The 13,568-nt window shown below is 68.0% G+C and carries 14 protein-coding genes; 12 read left to right on the top strand and 2 right to left on the bottom strand.

From position 1 onward, the window contains the following. Nucleotides 1-71 precede the first annotated feature (71 nt). Nucleotides 72-1,334, top strand: a complete 1,263-nt coding sequence (locus tag B0F77_RS12450) for a sensor histidine kinase (protein WP_086663012.1) — start codon at nt 72-74, stop codon at nt 1,332-1,334. Nucleotides 1,335-1,559: 225 nt separating this feature from the next. On the opposite strand, the gene B0F77_RS48675 is transcribed toward B0F77_RS12450, so the two are convergent. Beyond that, nucleotides 1,560-1,727 carry a hypothetical protein gene (locus B0F77_RS48675; protein ID WP_166048541.1) on the bottom strand — a complete coding sequence of 56 codons (168 nt, stop codon included), beginning with the start codon at nt 1,725-1,727 and terminating at the stop codon, nt 1,560-1,562. Nucleotides 1,728-1,836: 109 nt separating this feature from the next. Between B0F77_RS48675 and B0F77_RS12445 the strand changes: the two genes are divergently transcribed. From B0F77_RS12445 to B0F77_RS12395, 11 genes are all read left to right on the top strand, one after another. Further along, nucleotides 1,837-2,700: a S49 family peptidase gene (locus tag B0F77_RS12445; protein WP_086663047.1), complete on the top strand. Its 864-nt coding sequence runs from the start codon at nt 1,837-1,839 to the stop codon at nt 2,698-2,700. A 63-nt stretch (nt 2,701-2,763) separates the two neighbouring features. Continuing rightward, entirely contained in the window at nt 2,764-3,630 is an 867-nt protein-coding gene (locus B0F77_RS12440; protein ID WP_086663011.1) for a LytR/AlgR family response regulator transcription factor, read from the top strand. Then, nucleotides 3,627-4,055, top strand: a complete 429-nt coding sequence (locus B0F77_RS12435; protein ID WP_086663010.1) for a hypothetical protein — start codon at nt 3,627-3,629, stop codon at nt 4,053-4,055. Before B0F77_RS12440 ends, B0F77_RS12435 begins: the two co-directional genes overlap by 4 nt. A gap of 1 nt (nt 4,056) precedes the next feature. After that, nucleotides 4,057-5,856, top strand: coding sequence for a sodium/solute symporter (locus B0F77_RS12430; RefSeq protein ID WP_086663009.1), 1,800 nt, complete (start codon nt 4,057-4,059; stop codon nt 5,854-5,856). A gap of 259 nt (nt 5,857-6,115) precedes the next feature. After that, nucleotides 6,116-6,466 (top strand): DUF485 domain-containing protein, encoded by a 351-nt coding sequence (locus B0F77_RS12425; RefSeq protein WP_086663008.1) that lies wholly within the window; start codon nt 6,116-6,118, stop codon nt 6,464-6,466. Then, the gene (locus B0F77_RS12420) at nt 6,463-8,055 is read left to right on the top strand and encodes a solute symporter family protein (protein ID WP_086663007.1); all 1,593 of its coding nucleotides are present in this window, start codon (nt 6,463-6,465) and stop codon (nt 8,053-8,055) included. Before B0F77_RS12425 ends, B0F77_RS12420 begins: the two co-directional genes overlap by 4 nt. Nucleotides 8,056-8,173: 118 nt before the next feature. After that, on the top strand, nt 8,174-8,665 hold the full coding sequence (locus tag B0F77_RS12415) for a SigE family RNA polymerase sigma factor (RefSeq protein WP_086663006.1): 492 nt from the start codon (nt 8,174-8,176) through the stop codon (nt 8,663-8,665). Continuing rightward, nucleotides 8,665-9,411: a hypothetical protein gene (locus B0F77_RS12410; RefSeq protein WP_086663005.1), complete on the top strand. Its 747-nt coding sequence runs from the start codon at nt 8,665-8,667 to the stop codon at nt 9,409-9,411. Before B0F77_RS12415 ends, B0F77_RS12410 begins: the two co-directional genes overlap by 1 nt. Before the next feature lie 54 nt (nt 9,412-9,465). Then, nucleotides 9,466-9,810: a rhodanese-like domain-containing protein gene (locus tag B0F77_RS12405; protein WP_245848007.1), complete on the top strand. Its 345-nt coding sequence runs from the start codon at nt 9,466-9,468 to the stop codon at nt 9,808-9,810. A 2-nt stretch (nt 9,811-9,812) separates the two neighbouring features. Next, nucleotides 9,813-10,721: a DUF4328 domain-containing protein gene (locus B0F77_RS12400; RefSeq protein ID WP_245848006.1), complete on the top strand. Its 909-nt coding sequence runs from the start codon at nt 9,813-9,815 to the stop codon at nt 10,719-10,721. A gap of 66 nt (nt 10,722-10,787) precedes the next feature. Further along, nucleotides 10,788-11,756, top strand: coding sequence for a glycerophosphodiester phosphodiesterase (locus B0F77_RS12395; protein WP_086663003.1), 969 nt, complete (start codon nt 10,788-10,790; stop codon nt 11,754-11,756). Here the strand turns inward: B0F77_RS12395 and B0F77_RS12390 are convergent. After that, a complete protein-coding gene (locus B0F77_RS12390; protein ID WP_143466692.1) occupies nt 11,753-13,438 on the bottom strand; it encodes an MSCRAMM family protein in 1,686 nt (561 codons plus the stop codon). The two genes, B0F77_RS12395 and B0F77_RS12390, sit on opposite strands and share 4 nt — an antisense overlap. Nucleotides 13,439-13,568 lie beyond the last annotated feature (130 nt).

Genomic DNA, 13,568 nt, shown 5'->3' with positions numbered 1-13,568 from the left:
ACCCGGATCGGTGGACCGTACGGGCGTACGCCGGGCGCGCCTCTTGCTATCGGGCTGCCCCACAGCAGAGCATGTGCCTTGTGGGCGACCTGTTGACCGAGCGCGCTGTGCTCGGCGTCATCGCGACCCTGGCTGTTCTGGGCCTCTTCGTGATGCTGTGCCGCGCTCGACGAGTCAGCACCTCCGTCGAGGATGCTGTGATGGACATGCTCGACCGCATGTCCAGGGCGTCGAGCGACCTTCGCGCGGGCCTGACCGAGGAAGCCGCGAACAAGGCCACGCCCCACCTGCGCGAGATGCTGCGGTGCGTCGCGGTCGCCATCACCGACGAAGAGGGCACCGTCCTGTCGTGGGACGGCGGCGCGAACGACCACTACGAGTACCTCCGCGACACGGTCGCCCGTGCCATCAACAACTGCCACAAAGAACACGTCGACCACCGCAAGCTCGGCTGCGAGCTGCAGGGCCCGTGCTCACTGCACAGCGTTGTTGTCGTTCCGCTGGTTGTCGAGGGTGATGTCGCCGGAACCCTGATCGTGGTCTCCGGCGTCGCGTCGAAGCGCCAGATCCGGATGGCGGAGGAGACCGCCCGCTTCGTCTCCACGCAGCTGGAGCTGGAGGTCGTCCAGAAGCAGCGGCAGGCCCTGGCCCAGGCCGAGGTGAAGGCCCTGCGGGCGCAGATCTCGCCGCACTTCGTCTACAACGCCCTGAACACCATCTCCTCGCTGATCCGCACCGACCCCGCGCACGCCCGTGAGCTGCTGCAGGAGTTCGCGGAGTTCACCCGCTACTCGTTCCGCACCGACGGCTTGTTCACGACCCTTGCCGATGAACTGACCAACATCCATCGCTACCTGACCATCGAACAGGCCCGCTACGGCTCGCGGCTGAACGTCCGGCTGCGCATCGCCCCCGAGGTGCTGCAGGTCGTTCTGCCGTTCCTGGTGCTCCAGCCGTTGGTCGAGAACGCGGTCCGCCACGGCCTCGCCAAGAAGCCCGGCGGCGGCATGCTCACCATCACCGCCGAGGACAACGGCAGCGAGGCCCTGATCAGCGTCGAGGACGACGGCGTCGGCATGGATCCCGACCGCCTCGACGACATCAAGGACGCCCACCAGACCGGCGCGCACGTCGGCATCGGCAACATCAACGACCGCATGCGCACGGTGTTCGGCGCCGAGTACGCCCTGGTCGTGGAGACAGCGCCCAACGCGGGGACCAAGGTGATCCTCAAGGTGCCGAAGTTCGCCAGGAACGTGCTGCCGAACCTGAACATCGGTTCGCAGCTGACGGACGAGCCGATGACGAACGAGCAGCCCGCGATCCGCGCCTGAGGCCTCGTCGGTAGTTGCACGTTCAACCATGCTCAACCCAGGCGTGGAACGTGCCGATTGTGGTGTTGACCAATGAACAGCCGGCGCTCCCTCAGGTCGAGGCCGGCCGCGAGTTAAGGGCAACATCAATTGCAGGAACAACAAGCACCCGAGCGCGTCCGCGTCTGCATCAAGTGCACTGCGAAGGGCTTCAGCAGCTGCAGGTGCTGAGCGCGGCACCGCAGGTCAGCGTGCTGCAACCGCCAAAGTCGTGATCAGCACGACGGCGCACACGCTCCAGCTCACCCACATCCAGTAGATGTGCATCGGCGTGGGGCCGGCGGCGTTCTGCCTGCCCCGGTCGTCCCACCACTCGACATAGCGCTCGAGCCAGCGGATCGGGTTGAACGTCACCCGCCGAACCTAGCACCGCACCTGCCAGCACGTGTTCCAGGTCACGCGGGAGCAACCGACCACCATCGAGGCTCCCGCGTGGCCGCGAAACGCACGTACTGTCGAGTACATGAGCGTCACGGACAAGATCGCGGCCCGGCTCCCGAGGGTCATGGACCGGGGTGAACGGCCTCCGGTCGTCGCGGCGGTGCGATTGCACGGGGTCATCACCCCGCAGTCCTCGCCGGTCGCGCGCAACACGATCAGCCTCCAGAACGTCGAGTCGGCCATCAACCGCGCGTTCGACAACGAGCGGCTGATCGCCGTGGCTCTCCTCATCAACTCACCCGGTGGCGCGCCCACCCAGAGCGCCCTGATCGCCGAGCGGATCCGGGAGCTGGCCACCAAGAAGCACGTGCCGGTGCTCGCGTTCTGCGAGGACGTCGCGGCGAGCGGCGGGTACTGGCTGGCGTGTGCCGCCGACGAGATCTACGCGCACGGCACGAGCCTCGTGGGCTCCATCGGTGTGGTCAGCGCGGGCTTCGGCCTCAACAACCTCCTCGACAAGGCCGGCGTCGAGCGCCGCGTCTACACGGCCGGCGAGAACAAGGTGCGGCTCGACCCGTTCCAGGCCGAGAAGCCCGAGGACGTCGAGTGGCTCAAGGGCTTGCACGCGGACCTGCACGAGCAGTTCAAGGCGTGGGTCAAGGAACGCCGCAACAGCAAGCTGAAGGGCGAGGACGACGAGCTCTTCACCGGCGAGATCTGGACCGGCGCCAAGGCCCAGAAGCTGGGGCTGATCGACGGCATCGGCACCATCCGGTCGGTGATCGCGAAGCGGTTCCCGGACGCCGAACTGACCGTCGCCGAGCCGCGCAGGCCGTTGCTGGCCAAGCTCGGACTGACCGGCGCGTCCACCCGATCGGGCGATCTCGTGACGCAGGTGCTCACGAGCATCGAGGAACGTGCGCGCTGGTCCCGATTCGGGCTGTGAGCATCAGTTCGGTTTCGCAGGGCGTGTCGAGACCTACCCCGGCGTAGACATGACCGCACATTGATGGGCAAGATGCCCGACACAGTGAGTACCCAAGACAACGCCGGTCTCCTCGTCCTCGCAGTCGATGACGAGGCTCCTGGCCTGAGCGAGATCAAGTTCCTGCTCGAGAGCAGTCCTCTCATCCGGCGCGTCCTCACGGCGTTCGACGCCGCCGAGGCTCTGCGCATCCTGAGGGGTGACTACGAGCAGGAGGTCATGGCGAGGACCAAGTCCGGCCTTCCGCCGGTCGACGCGGTCTTCGCGGACATCAACATGCCCGGTCTGTCTGGGATGGATCTCGCGCGGGTGCTCAGCGCGTTCAGGTACCCGCCCGCGCTCGTCTTCGTGACCGGGGTGGAGGAACGCGACGCGCTCGTCACGGCGTTCGACGTCGGCGCCCTCGACTTCATCAACAAGCCGATCAACGAAGAGCGCGTCCTCAAGGCGATCTCGCGGGTCGCTGACCGTGTGGGCCGCACGGCCGTGCCGACCGCAACGCCGACGCCGAGTGCTCAGAACCCCGCCGAACCGACCGACGACGAGGTCATCCCCGTCGAGCTCGGCGGCACCATCAAGCTCGTGCCGCGCGCGACCGTGCGGTACGTCGAGGCGCAGGGCGACTACGCCCGTCTGCACACGCACGACGGCAGCCACCTGGTGCGCATTCCGCTCGCACAGCTCGAAGAACGCTGGGCGAACGCGGGGTTCGTGCGCATCCATCGGTCGTACCTCGTCGCACTGCCGTTGGTGAGCGAGCTGCGGATGACGGCGAACGGCTACGCGGTGGTCATCGGCACCGGTGACGGTGCCAAGGAGCTCCCGGTCAGCCGCCGGCACACCAAGGAGCTCAAGGAGCGGATCGTGCGACCGCCGAAGAGCGGCTGGTGAGCAGGCACGACGCGGGAAAGCCCGAGCAGGCCGCCCGCGAGGCCTGGCTCGGTGAGCAGGCCCGCAAACCACGCAGGCGCAGGGTCGTGCTCGCGGACTCGACGAAACAGCGCGGCAAGGCGCTGCGCACGATCATCGAGCTGGAGGAGCAGACCAGCGTCGGTGAGAAGCTGGTTCGCGATCTCATCAAGCAGCAGCTGAAGTCCGCGTTCGGGCTCGCCTTCGCGGTGCTGATCGGCATGTGCCTGCTGCCGATCACCTTCTACCTGTTTCCGCAGATCGGGGACCTGAAGATCCTTGGCATCGGCATCCCCTGGCTCGTGCTCGGTCTCGCGCCCTTCCCGATCCTGTACGGGGTCGGGTGGGTGTTCCGCAGGCAGGCCGAACGGCACGAGCGCGACTTCGTGAACATGGTCGACCGCTGACGTGAACGCCACCATCTGGAGCCTCAGCGCCATCGTCGCCGTTGCGGCCGTGACCTTCCTGCTCGGCTACGTCGGGTCCCGCAAGGCGAACACCACCCCGGACTTCCTGGTGGCCCGCCGGGCGATTCCGGCGACCCGCAACGCCGCCGCGATCTCCGGTGAGTACCTGTCCGCGGCGTCGTTCCTCGGCGTGGCCGGGCTCGTGCTCAAGGACGGCGTCGACGCGCTCTGGTACCCGATCGGCTTCACCGCCGGGTATCTCGCGCTGCTGTTGTTCGTCGCCGCACCGCTGCGCCGTTCCGGCGCGTACACGTTGCCGGACTTCGCCGAGGCCCGGCTGGGGTCGGTCAACGTGCGGCACTTCAGCACGTTCTTCGTGGTGTGCATCGGCGTGCTGTATCTGGTGCCGCAGCTGCAGTCCGCGGGTCTGACGCTGACGACGATCACCGGCCTGCCTCCGTGGTTCGGCGGCCTGGTCGTCACGGTCATCGTGGTGATCAACGTGCTGGGCGGCGGCATGCGCGCGATCACGCTGGTGCAGGCGTTCCAGTACTGGGGCAAGCTCTTCGCGATCGCCGCGCCCACGTTCGTGCTCTTCGTGGTGTTCCTCGCCTCGCCGCACCGCGGCACGCAGCCGGTCAGCGACGACGGCGTGGTGCGCTTCCCGCAGGCCGAGAAGATCACCGTGGCCGAGCAGGTGGTCAAGGTCCGCGTCGACGAGCCGCTGACGCTGAGGGTGCACGGCCAGATCGACGGCAGGGAAGCGGACGGGGCGGTGTTCTGGGGCCGCGGCGTCTACGAGCTGAGCCCCGGCACGACCATGGAGTTCACCGCGGGCAGCCCGGTTCCGGTGGTCGAGGGCTCGCCGACGACCAACTACGACTGGTCGCGCCCGCAGACCGGCGGCATCTCCGAGCTGCTCAAGACGTACTCGCTGATCTTCGCGACTTTCCTCGGCACGATGGGCCTGCCGCACGTGCTGGTCCGCTTCTACACCAACCCGGACGGCAAGGCGGCCCGCCGCACGGCGTTGCACGTGCTCTACCTGCTGGGCCTGTTCTACATCTTCCCGACCGTGCTCGGCGTGCTGTCCCGGCTCTACCTGCCGCAGCTGCTGGTGAACGGGAAGACGGACGCGGCGGTGCTGATGCTGCCGGAGACGATGCTGCCGAACCTGGGCGGCCAGATCGTCGGCGCGATCGTGGCCGCGGGTGCGTTCGCGGCGTTCCTGTCGACCTCGTCCGGACTCGTCGTGTCCGTCGCCGGGGTCGTGTCGACGGACATCATGCCGGGCAAGGTTCGTGACTTCCGGTGGGCAACCGTGTTCACCGGACTCGTCGCAATTGGTCTGGCGCTGCTGCTTCCGCGGTCCGACGCGTCACTGACCGTGGCCATGTCGTTCGCGCTCGCCGCGTCGACCTTCTGCCCGCTCCTGGTCCTCGGCATCTGGTGGAGAGGACTCACCTGGGTCGGTGCGGTGTGCGGGCTCGTCGTCGGCGGCGGCATGGTGATCACCGCGCAGGTGGTGAGCGTCGTCAGCTCCTACACCGGCCGCTGGGCGCCCGCGTTCATCACCCAACCAGCGCTGATCACGGTTCCGCTGGCGTTCATGACCATGATCGTGGTCAGCAAGGCGACCCGCAGACGCGCCCCCGCGGACGTCAACCAGATCCTGCTGAGGCTGCACGCGCCGGACCCGCTGGGGTTCATCCGCGACCGCGACATCGCACGCTTCGGCACGGCCGAGGAGAAGGCCAGGATGGCCCAGGACAAGCGCAGGGGAGCTGGTCGCACACGGTGAGTAGTCATCGTTTCAAATGGGTGAAAATTGGTCACTCGAATCGGTGAACGGTGATTGTGGTCACGCAGAGTGCTGTTCGTCTACGCATACTGACCGTTCGTCGCATCACCCGACTGCTGGGCGCAACGGCACGAACGGGGTCTTACCTGAGTGACTCAAGTCTCCATACGGTTCCTGACCAAGAACAGGACCGCACCTGGAGGCATTACGTGCACGTCACGTTGCTGACACCTACGACGAGTACCGCTAGGAGGGGACTGTGAGCACCGTTGAGCACACCCCGTCTGAGTCGTCCCCAGACGCACAGAAGTGGGTCGACGTCCAAGCGAGCGATGACTTCGCCGAGCTGAAGCATCGACTGCGCAAGTTCGTGTTCCCCGTCTCCGGCCTGTTCCTCGCGTGGTACCTGCTGTACGTGCTGCTCGCGGACTACGCGCACGGCTTCATGTCCACGAAGGTGATCGGCAACATCAACGTCGGGCTCATCTTCGGCCTGCTGCAGTTCGTGTCGACGTTCGTCATCACGACGCTGTACGTGCGGCACGCGAACAAGAACCTCGACCCGTTGGCGGAGAAGCTTCGCGGTGAGATCGAGGGAGACGGCAAGTGAACGAGTCCAGCCCGATCCTCAACATCAGCATCTTCGGTGTCTTCGTCCTGATCACGCTGTTCGTGGTCATCCGGGCGAGCCGCAACACCAAGACCGCTGCCGACTACCTCGCCGCCGGCCGTGCCTTCACAGGCCCGCAGAACGGCATCGCGATCGCGGGTGACTACCTCTCCGCGGCCTCGTTCCTCGGCATCGCGGGCGCCATCGCCCTCAACGGTTACGACGGCTTCCTGTACTCGATCGGCTTCCTGGTGGCGTGGCTCGTCGCGCTGCTGCTGGTCGCCGAGCTGCTGCGCAACACCGGCAAGTACACGATGGGCGACGTGCTGAGCTTCCGGATGCGCCAGCGCCCGGTCCGCGCGGCGGCGGCCACGTCCACCATGGCCGTCTCGTTCTTCTACCTGCTGGCCCAGATGGCCGGTGCCGGCGGTCTCGTCGCCCTGCTGCTCGGCATCACGGGCACCGGTGGCCAGGCCCTGGTCATCGCCGTGGTCGGCGCCCTCATGATCGCCTACGTCCTCATCGGCGGCATGAAGGGCACCACCTGGGTGCAGATCATCAAGGCGGTCCTGCTGATCGCGGGCGCCGCGATCATGACCGTGTGGGTGCTCGGCATCTACAAGTTCAACCTGTCCGGGCTGCTCGGTGCCGCCGTCGACAACGCGCCGAAGGCGGGCGAGAAGCTGCTCGGCCCCGGTCTGGCCTACGGCAAGAACGGCACCACGAAGCTCGACTTCCTGTCGCTGGCCCTGGCGCTGGTGCTCGGCACCGCGGGTCTGCCGCACATCCTGATGCGCTTCTACACCGTGCCGACGGCAAAGGAAGCCCGTCGCTCGGTCGTGTGGGCGATCTGGCTGATCGGCATCTTCTACCTGTTCACGCTGGTCCTCGGCTACGGCGCCGGTGCGCTGGTCGGTCCGGACGCGATCAACAAGGCGCCCGGCAAGGCGAACTCGGCGGCTCCGCTGCTCGCGCTGGAGCTCGGTGGCCCGATCCTGCTCGGCCTGATCGCGGCGGTCGCGTTCGCGACCATCCTCGCGGTCGTGGCAGGCCTGACGATCACGGCGTCGGCGTCGTTCGCCCACGACATCTACGCCAACATCATCAAGAAGGGCCAGGCGGAGGACAAGGACTCCGAGGTCAAGGTCGCCCGCATCACCGCGATCGTGATCGGTCTCGTGTCCATCGGCGGCGGCATCATCGCCAACGGCCAGAACATCGCGTTCCTCGTGGCGCTGGCGTTCGCGGTCGCGGCCTCGGCCAACCTGCCGACGATCCTCTACTCGCTGTTCTGGAAGAGGTTCAACACCTCGGGCGCGCTGTGGAGCATCTACGGCGGTCTGGCCGTGACGATCACCCTGATCATCCTGTCGCCCGCCGTCTCCGGCACGCCGACCTCGATGTTCAAGAACGCCGACTTCGACCTGTTCCCGCTGTCGAACCCCGGCATCGTCTCGATCCCGGTCGCGTTCCTGCTCGGCTACCTCGGCACGATCCTCTCCAAGGAGAAGGCCGACTCGGTCAAGCAGGCCGAGATGGAGGTCCGCTCCCTCACCGGTGCGGGCGCCGAGAAGGCCACCGCGCACTAGTTCCACCACCGGAAACGGGCCGTCCCCACTGCGGGGGCGGCCCGTTTCCGTTCTGTGCAACCCTGCTGCGGCTGACCGCGTATTGAACGCGAACGCAGCAGAAGCTTGGGGGACCGGAGTGCGACGAGACGAGGAGTTCTCGGAGTTCTTCACGAACAGATTCGACTGGGCGCGACGCACGGCATTTGCCCTGTGCGGCGACTGGTCGGAGGCGGAAGAGCTCGCGCAGAACGCGTTCGTGAAGGCGTACGCGAAGTGGCCGAGCGTGCGGAGGGAGAGCGCGGAAGCCTACGTCAGGACGATCCTGACGCGTGCGTTCCTCGACACCAGGCGACGCGGCCGCGAACGCGAAAGGCCGGCGGCCGACCTGCCCGAGATCGGGGTGGGCGGCGGTTTCTCCGACCCCGACGCCAAGCTGAACGCGGCGCTGCAACAGGTGGCGCCGAGGCAGCGGGCTGTCATCGTGCTGCGGTTCGTGCATGACCTGTCGATCGAGCAGACGGCCTCTGAGCTGGGCTGTTCGGAGGGCAACGTCAAAAGTCAGACAGCCAGGGGTTTGGCGACGCTCCGCGAGGCGTACGGCGAACCGATCAACTCGGAGAGTGCCTGATGAACATCGAAGACGAGCTGCGCGGAGCTCTCTACGTACCCGCGCCGCCACCCACGACGAGGCTCGAGGACGTGCTCGCCAGCGGCAGGCGGAGGGTGCTCGGCCGTCGAGCAGGGATCGCGGGCGGCGTGCTGGCGGTGGTGGCGGCCATCGGAATCGGCATGCTGGCCTTGCCGTCCGGGCCGCCTGGCGCCGCCGACCCGGTGAACTGGGCGCGGGCGACCGCGGCACCGGGGCAGCCGGCTGACCCTTCTCGACGGGACCGGATCTGCCAGGAGAACGCGACTCCACCGCCTGTCCTCGCCCAGGGGGGCGAGACGCTGGCGGCCGAGCAGATGCGTGCCTGGCGGGACCTGGCACAGTCAGTGCTACCGGATCGGAGGGTCGACTCGGCGCACCCCGAGCTCGCCGAGAACGACCTCACCCAGGTCTTCACGGTCGACGTCGAGGGCACGGCCACCTTGCGGTTCTCCAGGGTGCGGTTCGAAGGCAGCGCGTTCGCCGCTGCCGACAGGGCGCTGTGGGCGACCGGCGCGTGCGCTCCGCCCCGTCGGACGACCAACGGCGACGGCACGGTGTTCCAGCTCTACGACGCCACCCCGCAGGCGCAGTCCCTGTACGTCTTCCGCGCCGACGGTCGCGTGTTGCGGCTCGACCAGGTCAACGTCGCGGGGTCCCGCGGGACGTTGCCGTTGAAGGAAGCGGAGTTCGTGAAGCTCGGGGCCGCCGTCGCGGAGGTGCTCTGAGAGGTGGACCCGTGCCGGAGGTTCACGTCCGTGCAACCTCCGGCATGGGAACATCTGGGGGTGACTGTTCCAAGCGTGGAGATCGCCGACGTTCCCGCCGTGCTGCCAGAGGGCGCCGTCCTGCTGGACGTGCGCGAGCAGGACGAGTGGGACGCAGGCCATGCACCCGGCGCGGTGCACATCCCGATGAGCGAGATCGGCGCCCGGCTCGAAGAGGTGCCGAACGACGTGCAGCTCTACGTCGTGTGCCGGGCCGGCGGCCGCTCCGCCCGCGTGACTCAGTACCTCAACGAGAACGGCTGGGAGGCCGTCAACGTCGAGGGCGGCATGCAGCACTGGGACGCGTCGGGCCGCCCGCTCGAGGGTGGCGTCGACGGCATGGAACCCGAGGTCATCTGATCGTGCAGCCGTTGCAGCCGATGCGCGTGGACTGGGTGGCGACTCCGCCACCCGGTGCGTACCCGCAGCCCGCGCGGCGGTCGCAGCGGTTGTCCTACGGCGGCCCGCCGAACTACCCGGTCCCGCCGCGCTGGGGCTTCCCGCTGCTGGCGTGGCGCTGGCCGACGGCCGTGTCCGGTGTGGTCGAGCAGGCCGACTCGGTCGACAACGTCCGCCGTCTCGGCAAGACCGCGCAGAACTCGCTCTGGGTGCTCGCCGCCGTCGCCGTGTGGGCGGCGGGGTCCGAGATCTGGCGGTACGTGCTGCTCGCGCTGAGCCGGTTCGGCGCCCTCGACGCGAACGTGGTCGCCGCGTCGGACGCCATGGTCGTGTCGAGCGCGGCGATCATGTTCGTCGGCTGGGCGGTGGCACTGGTGCTCACCGTGCTGTGGGTGCGGCGCGCGCGGAACGTGGCCGCTGATCTCGCGGGCTACGGACCGTCCCGTTCGGGTGTGAAGTCACTCCTGCTGCTGCTCGTGCCCTTCGTCAACCTGGTCGTGCCGGGCTCGGTCCTGGCCGAACTGGAACACGCGGTGGTGCGCCGTCCCGTGGACGAACGCCCTCGGCCCTCGATGCTGCTGCGCTGGTGGTGGGGCTTCTGGATCGCCAGCGGGCTGATGTTCTGGGTCATCGTGCTGTGGCAGAACCTGACGGAGAGCACCCAGGCGCTGGCGGACAGCGTGTTGCTGCACACGGTCGACGACCTGCTGCTGGCCGCGGTCGCGGTCACCACGGCGCTGGTCGTCCGCCGGATCACCACGCTGCTGCTGCCGGTGGACGCCGCGTCCGTGCGGCTGATGCGGGTGCTCGAGGTGAAGGACGCCCCGAAACCGCCGCTGCGGTCGTTCCGCGCGTCCGGTTCGCCGCGCTGATCTGTTCAGGCGACGTTCGTACGCAAGGACCTTCCCGGCGTCCGGGGTCAGTGCCAGGTTGGACTGATGCGGACACTCATCGGGGCTCTGGTGATCGCAATGGCCACACCAGGCGTCGCCCAGGCGCACCACAGGGAGTTCGATCTCCAGGCTCACCGCGGTGGCATCGGCCTGACCGTGGAGAGCACGCTCAAGGCGTTCGGCAAGGCGCTCGAACTCGGCGTGACGACCCTGGAACTCGACCTCCAGATCACCAAGGACGGCCGTGAGGTCATCACCCACGACCGGAAGACGAACCCGGCGAAGTGCCTCGACACCGCGCCCGCGTTCCCCGGCGATCCGGAGTTCCCCTACGCCGGCAAGTACGTGAAGGACCTGACGTTCGCGCAGGTGCGGACGTTGGACTGCGGCAGCACGCGCTGGTCGCAGTACCCGGACCAGGAACTCTCGCCGGGCGCCCGGATGCCCACCCTGGCCGAGCTCTTCGACCTGGCCCGCAGGCATCACGCATGGGGCATCCGCTTCAACATCGAGACCAAGGTCGAGGCCGCCGCGCCGCACGAGACCGCGCCGCGCGAACAGTTCGTGCAGCGCGCTGTCCGCGAGATCCGCCGGTCCGGCTTCCTGACGAACGTGACCATCCAGTCGTTCGACTGGGGCACCTTGATGCGTGTGCGCGAGGTCGAGCCGCGCATCCCGCTGGTGGCGCTGACGCAGCCGGAGTTCCTGCGGCCAGGCTCGCCGTGGACCGGCGGGCTGAACCTGGACGACTTCGGCGGCAGCGTTCCCAAAGCGGTTCGCAGTTTCGGCGCGAAGGCCCTGTCCCCGGTGCACACGATGACCACGAAGGAACTGGTCACCGAAGCCCACGGACAGGGCCTCGCCGTCATCCCGTGGACCGTGGACGAGCAGTCACGGATGCACGAGATGATCGACACCGGGATCGACGGCCTGATCACCGACTACCCGGATCGCTTGCGGAAGGTGCTGAAGGAGCGCGGGTTCAAGCTCCCCAAGCGGTATCCGCGTCGTTAGTTGATCGCGACGGGGTTGGCGGAGTGGTTGCCGGTCTGCAGACCACCGCGCTGGCCGGTCGTGATGCCGCACAGCGCCGCTTCGCTCAATCCGGCCGACGTCGCCTGCGCCGAGGACAGCGAGTTGCCCGCGGCCTGACCGTCGATCGTGACCGCGCTCGGGTACAGCGAGCTGTCGGCCTCACGGCAGACGAGCACGATCACCTTGAAGGTCCTCGGGTTCGTGTACGCGAGGTTCTTCGTTTCGCCGCGTGCGACGGTGAAGGTCTCTGGCAGGTCCGAGTCCTTCGTGTAGCCGGTCGGGGTGGTCGTCTCGTCGATCGTGTACGTGCCCGCGGGCAGGTTCGCGAACGGCGGCTGGCAGACACCGGCGGCGTCCGTGGTGCAGGTGCCGACCACGGTTCCGCTTGTGCCAGTGCCGTTGTAGAGCGTGAAGACCGCTCCTGGCACCGCGGCGCCGGCGTCGTCCGTCTTCGCCACGTTCACGGTCGCCGGATTGGCCGGGTCGGTGAACGTCAGCGACTTGTTCTCGCCTGCCGCGATGGTGAACGTGTACGGCAGGGTCGGATCCTTGTCGTAACCGGCGGGAATCGTTGTCTCGTCGAGGGTGTAGGTGCCGACGGGCAGGTCGGTGAACTGCGGGGTGCACGAGCCGTTCGCCTGCACGGTGCAGGTGCCGCGGACCGTGCCGCCGGTTCCGGTGCCGTTGTACAGCGTGAAGACGGCGCCGGCCTGGCTGCCGCCGTCGCTGCCGAGCTTGGTGACGGCCGCGGTACCGCAGTTGCGGATGTTGACGTTGCCCGGTCCGACCAGGTCCTTCATCTGCGCGGTCGACGACTGGCCGGAGCTGCGGCTGACCGCGTAGGCCTTGCCGAAGCCCTCGCACACGCCGGGCGCGAAGACGCCGGCGGCGGTCAGGTTGATGCCGGCCTCACCGAACTCGTGCAGGCCGAGCGTCTCGGTCGCCGGCGCGACAGTGTCCTGCGCCGGGTCGGCAGTGTTGACCTTGGCCTCGGCGACACCGCTGGTCAGCGTGGTCGCGACGCTCCAGCACGGCGGGGAGTTGCTGCCGACCTCACAGCTGCCGGACGTGATCCAGCGCGACAGCTTCAGGACCGGCGTGCCGCCGCCCTCGAAGTCGTAGACGATCAGCATGTCGCCCGCGGTCCGCTGCACGAGCCCGGACGCGCCGCAGGACGTCGTGCCCTTGTTGAACTCGAACGCCACGTGCGCGGACGGCGAAGTGGTGTTCTGCGGGATGCGCACCCACGCGAGTGTCAGGAACACACTGGTGCCGACGGTCTTGCTCGCGACGTAGACGCGCTTGAGGTCGTCCTTGTTGGACGCCTTCGCCGTGCCGACGGTCGGACAGGTGTCGTCCTGCTTGGTGCCACCGGCGAAGCCGGAGTCGGAGGTGGTCGCCTGGCGGTCCTCCAGGCCGGTGAAGGTCCAGCCGGAGGTGACCTTGTTCGCGGTTCTTGTGCCGACGGTGCCCGTCCAGGTGGCGGGCGAGAAGCTGTTCCAGTCGAAGTTGATCGATGCTTGCGGGGCGAGGTTCGCGTCGTCGTCCTCGAAACCGGCTGCGACACCGACCGGACCGGCTACGGCGACGCCTGCGGGTCCGAGCAGGCCGAGCACGAATGCGGACACCGCGGCGCCCGCGATCATCAAACGTCTGCGCATGGCTTTCTCCACAGCGCTGGGACGCCTGCGCGGTCCCCGCACCGTGCGCCGACGTCCAATGGACGGGTTGGCGGCCGGGCGGGAAGGTTGCTGCAAGGATCAACGGTCGAGCGGGGCCGAATCATCAGGG

The organism is Lentzea kentuckyensis (genome assembly GCF_002150765.1).
In the GTDB taxonomy this organism is placed as follows: domain Bacteria; phylum Actinomycetota; class Actinomycetes; order Mycobacteriales; family Pseudonocardiaceae; genus Lentzea; species Lentzea kentuckyensis.
The sequence above is the reverse complement of the archived record's forward strand: the minus strand, read 5'-3'. Positions and strand labels throughout refer to the sequence as shown.

What these genes read in the sequence shown, in the direction of transcription:
- B0F77_RS12410 (WP_086663005.1), top strand. Translation starts at nt 8,665, where the DNA reads ATGAACATCGAAGACGAGCTGCGCGGAGCTCTCTACGTACCCGCGCCG.
- B0F77_RS12440 (WP_086663011.1), top strand. Translation starts at nt 2,764, where the DNA reads ATGGGCAAGATGCCCGACACAGTGAGTACCCAAGACAACGCCGGTCTC.
- B0F77_RS12450 (WP_086663012.1), top strand. Translation starts at nt 72, where the DNA reads ATGTGCCTTGTGGGCGACCTGTTGACCGAGCGCGCTGTGCTCGGCGTC.
- B0F77_RS12445 (WP_086663047.1), top strand. Translation starts at nt 1,837, where the DNA reads ATGAGCGTCACGGACAAGATCGCGGCCCGGCTCCCGAGGGTCATGGAC.
- B0F77_RS12395 (WP_086663003.1), top strand. Translation starts at nt 10,788, where the DNA reads ATGCGGACACTCATCGGGGCTCTGGTGATCGCAATGGCCACACCAGGC.
- B0F77_RS12390 (WP_143466692.1), bottom strand. Translation starts at nt 13,438, where the DNA reads ATGCGCAGACGTTTGATGATCGCGGGCGCCGCGGTGTCCGCATTCGTG.